At 70.8% G+C, this 3,346-nt stretch carries 3 protein-coding genes; 2 read left to right on the top strand and 1 reads right to left on the bottom strand.

Going from position 1 to position 3,346, the window contains the following annotated elements; genetic code table 11:
* Positions 1–52: 52 nt before the first annotated feature.
* Positions 53–1,399, bottom strand: coding sequence for a UDP-N-acetylglucosamine 1-carboxyvinyltransferase (murA, locus tag DY245_RS33935; RefSeq protein WP_128510977.1), 1,347 nt, complete (start codon positions 1,397–1,399; stop codon positions 53–55).
* 297 nt (positions 1,400–1,696) lie between these two features.
* Between murA and DY245_RS33930 the strand changes: the two genes are divergently transcribed.
* Both DY245_RS33930 and DY245_RS33925 read left to right on the top strand, forming a co-directional pair.
* On the top strand, positions 1,697–2,368 hold the full coding sequence (locus tag DY245_RS33930; protein ID WP_128510976.1) for a YqgE/AlgH family protein: 672 nt from the start codon (positions 1,697–1,699) through the stop codon (positions 2,366–2,368).
* A gap of 236 nt (positions 2,369–2,604) precedes the next feature.
* The gene (locus tag DY245_RS33925; protein WP_128510975.1) at positions 2,605–3,285 is read left to right on the top strand and encodes a hypothetical protein; all 681 of its coding nucleotides are present in this window, start codon (positions 2,605–2,607) and stop codon (positions 3,283–3,285) included.
* Positions 3,286–3,346 lie beyond the last annotated feature (61 nt).

Genomic DNA, 3,346 nt, shown 5'->3' with positions numbered 1-3,346 from the left:
GGCGGCCACCCGGTCCGGGTGGCCGCCCCTGACGCGTCATTGCGTCGGCCGCTCAGTTGCGCAGTGCGCCGTTCGGCAGCTCCACATGGGCGCCCAGTTCCACGAGCTTCTCCATGAAGTTCTCGTAGCCGCGGTTGATCAGGTCGATGCCGTGCACCCGGGAGGTGCCCTGCGCCGCCAGCGCCGCGATCAGGTACGAGAAGCCGCCGCGCAGGTCGGGGATGACCAGGTCGGCGCCCTGCAGCTTGGTGGGTCCCGAGACGACCGCGGAGTGCAGGAAGTTGCGCTGCCCGAAGCGGCAGGCGGAGCCGCCCAGGCACTCGCGGTAGAGCTGGATGTGCGCGCCCATCTGGTTCAGCGCCGAGGTGAAGCCGAGCCGGGACTCGTAGACCGTCTCGTGCACGATGGACAGGCCCGACGCCTGGGTCAGCGCGACGACCAGCGGCTGCTGCCAGTCGGTCTGGAAACCGGGGTGGACATCGGTCTCCAGGGCGATGGCGTTGAGCGAGCCGCCCGGGTGCCAGAAGCGGATGCCCTCGTCGTCGATCTCGAAGGCGCCGCCGACCCTGCGGAAGGTGTTGAGGAAGGTCATCATCGACCGCTGCTGCGCGCCGCGGACGTAGATGTTGCCCTCGGTGGCCAGCGCCGCGGACGCCCAGGAGGCGGCCTCCAGGCGGTCCGGGAGGGCGCGGTGGTTGTAGCCGTCGAGCCGGTCGACACCGGTGATCCGGATCGTCCGGTCGGTGTCCATGGAGATGATCGCGCCCATCTTCTGCAGTACGCAGATGAGGTCCTCGATCTCCGGCTCCACGGCGGCGTTCGACAGCTCGGTGACGCCCTCGGCCAGTACGGCGGTCAGCAGCACCTGCTCGGTCGAGCCGACCGACGGGTACGGCAGCCGGATCTTGGTGCCGCGCAGCCGCTGCGGGGCCTCCAGGTACTGCCCGTCGGCGCGCTTCTCGATGGTCGCACCGAACTGGCGCAGCACGTCGAAGTGGAAGTCCACCGGCCGGCCGCCGATGTCGCAGCCGCCCAGGCCCGGGATGAAGGCGTGGCCGAGGCGGTGCAGCAGCGGACCGCAGAACAGGATCGGGATCCGCGAGGAGCCGGCGTGGGCGTCGATGTCCGCGACGTTGGCGCTCTCCACGTGCGACGGGTCGAGGATCAGCTCGCCCGGCTCGTCACCGGGGCGCACCGTGACACCGTGCAGCTGCAGCAGCCCGCGCACCACGCGTACGTCGCGGATGTCGGGCACATTGCGCAGCCGGCTGGGGCCGCTGCCGAGCAGGGCGGCGACCATGGCCTTCGGCACAAGGTTCTTCGCACCGCGAACCCGGATCTCGCCCTCGAGCGGGGTGCCGCCGTGGACAAGCAGTACGTCGTCAGTAGAGACGGTCATGGATCTCGCGTTCCTGGAGACGGGCAGGGGCCAAGCAGAAATGGTAAGGGCGGCCGAGGGTGTGCCCGTAAGCCCCTGCACGCTCTGAGCATGTAATGGCTTTGTCACAACACACTCCGCTACGATCCGCCTTTGATCTGTAATCGCTGTTTGGTGGTAAATGCCGCTGAATGTCTTGAATGGCCTATCCGGTGACAAGGCCGTGCGCCGGTGCTGCCGCCGTACGCCCTGCCCTGCTCTCGTACAGGTCCCGGCGTTGACTCCCCGCTTCGGGCAGAAGTGCGGGATCATGTGCCCATGACCGAGGTGTCCTCGCTCACAGGCCGGCTGCTCGTCGCGACGCCCGCGCTCGCCGATCCGAATTTCGACCGCGCGGTGGTGCTGCTCCTCGACCACGACGAGGAGGGCTCCCTCGGCGTGGTCCTGAACCGCCCCACGCCGGTCGGCGTCGCGGACATCCTCGCACCCTGGGCCGCCCTGGCCGGCGAGCCGGGGGTGGTCTTCCAGGGCGGTCCGGTCTCGCTGGACTCGGCGCTCGGAGTGGCCGTGGTGCCCGGCGGACTGTCCGGCGAGGGCGGCGTCCCGCCGGTGGACAGCGGTGGATGGCCCGCCGGCGAGGGTGCGGAGACGGCCGGTGTGCAGGCCGCGGACCGGGCGGGCGTGCAGTCGGGTGACGAGCCGCTGGGCTGGCGCAGGGTGCACGGCGCGATCGGACTGGTCGATCTGGAGGCCCCTCCGGAACTCCTCGCGGCGGTCCTCGGCAGCCTGCGGATCTTCGCCGGATACGCGGGCTGGGGGCCGGGCCAGCTGGAGGACGAGCTGGTCGAGGGCGCCTGGTACGTCGTCGAGTCCGAGCCCGGCGATGTCTCCTCGCCCGATCCCGAGCAGCTGTGGCGCGCGGTGCTGCGGCGGCAGCGCAATGAGCTGGCGATGGTGGCCACGTATCCGGATGATCCGTCGCTGAACTGAACCCCGTACGGCGGCGGGCGCGGTGCCGAGCACTCGGCCGAAGACTCCGCCACGGGTTCGCCGACCGGTACATCGAAGGGTTCGTCGAAGAGGTCACGAAGGGTTCGTTGAAGACTTCATTATTGTGACGGCTTCGTCATGGGGAACTGTCAGACCCCGTCGCTATGGTTCGAGATGACAGGGGACGGTGCGCGGTCGCGTCGGCGGGGCCGCGCTGGACGACGGGGGAGAGCGCCATGCACAGGCCGAGTGTGCCCGAGGATCTGGACCATCCGGAGACGCTCTGGGCGCGCGCCGCGACGCTGGCGGTGGTGGCGGCGGCCGTGGACGACTGGGACGAATACTCCTGGGGCAGCCATGGCTTGCAGTGCTGGAATGAGGGCGGCAGCTACTGGTGGCGGCTGCAGTTGTTCGAGGGCGGCCGCGCGTTGCTGTGCGGCCAGGACTCGGACGGCAGCTACACGCACGACGGGGGCGAGCAGATCGACTTCCTGGCCGGCGGTCCCGAGTGGCTGCCCTGGGAGCGGCTGCGGGACGACGCCGAGGGCAATCTCTTCGGGTTCGTCTACTGGTGGCAGGACGGCGCCTGGGCCCGCGCCCCGTATCCCGAGAAGATGCAGGACGACGGCCTGGAGATGGCGATGAACTGGGCCGCGCTCGGTGACGCCGCGATCGAGGAGATCGTCGAGGACCTCGTGGCCCGCACGGAGACGGAGGTCGACCCCGCGGCAGCGGTCCGCGCCTTCATCGCCGCCGCCGAGGCTCGTACGGTCGGCGCGCAGGACATCGCCGCGCTGCTGGACGCGGTCTGCGACCAGGACTCCTGGTACGAGGTCCGGCCGGAGGCCGCGCTGGCCTTCGCGGCGAAGCTGGGCCTGACGGCCGGGGACCGGGGCGGCGTGGCGGTCGCGTCGTAGCGCCCCGTCCCCCTCGCCGGGGACGCCGCCGGCCGCCCGGGTGGTCGCGGGCGCCGGGGCC

The sequence above is a fragment of the Streptomyces inhibens genome (genome assembly GCF_003389455.1).
Classification (GTDB): domain Bacteria; phylum Actinomycetota; class Actinomycetes; order Streptomycetales; family Streptomycetaceae; genus Streptomyces; species Streptomyces inhibens.
The sequence above is the reverse complement of the archived record's forward strand: the minus strand, read 5'-3'. Positions and strand labels throughout refer to the sequence as shown.